The sequence below is a fragment of the Mesorhizobium sp. M7A.F.Ca.MR.148.00.0.0 genome (assembly GCF_003997735.1).
Taxonomy (GTDB): domain Bacteria; phylum Pseudomonadota; class Alphaproteobacteria; order Rhizobiales; family Rhizobiaceae; genus Mesorhizobium.
Genome location: NZ_RZTB01000745.1, coordinates 1 through 227 on the forward strand (window position 1 = coordinate 1; position 227 = coordinate 227).

2 pseudogenes are annotated in these 227 nt (G+C 65.2%); both read right to left on the reverse strand.

Annotation, left to right across the window (positions count from 1 at the left end):
* Positions 1-115 (reverse strand): annotated as a pseudogene (locus EOB49_RS38570) (ABC transporter ATP-binding protein); the annotation flags it as partial.
* Positions 112-227 (reverse strand): annotated as a pseudogene (locus EOB49_RS38575) (D,D-dipeptide ABC transporter permease); the annotation flags it as partial. The pseudogenes EOB49_RS38575 and EOB49_RS38570, both read right to left, overlap by 4 nt.

The window sequence follows — 227 nt, forward strand, 5'->3', positions numbered from 1 at the left end:
CGATGCCGAGCCTTTCGCGGCCGAGCGAAAAGGAAACGCCGCGCACCGCCTCGATCAGCCCGGTGCGGGTCTGGAAAGTGACGCGCAGATCATCGACGTCGAGAAGCGCGCTCATTGGTCACCACTACGGGGATCGAGCGCGTCGCGTAGCCCATCGCCAAGCAGATTGAAACCGAGGCTGACGATGAGGATGGCGAAGCCCGGCGCACCGGCCACCCACCACTGGT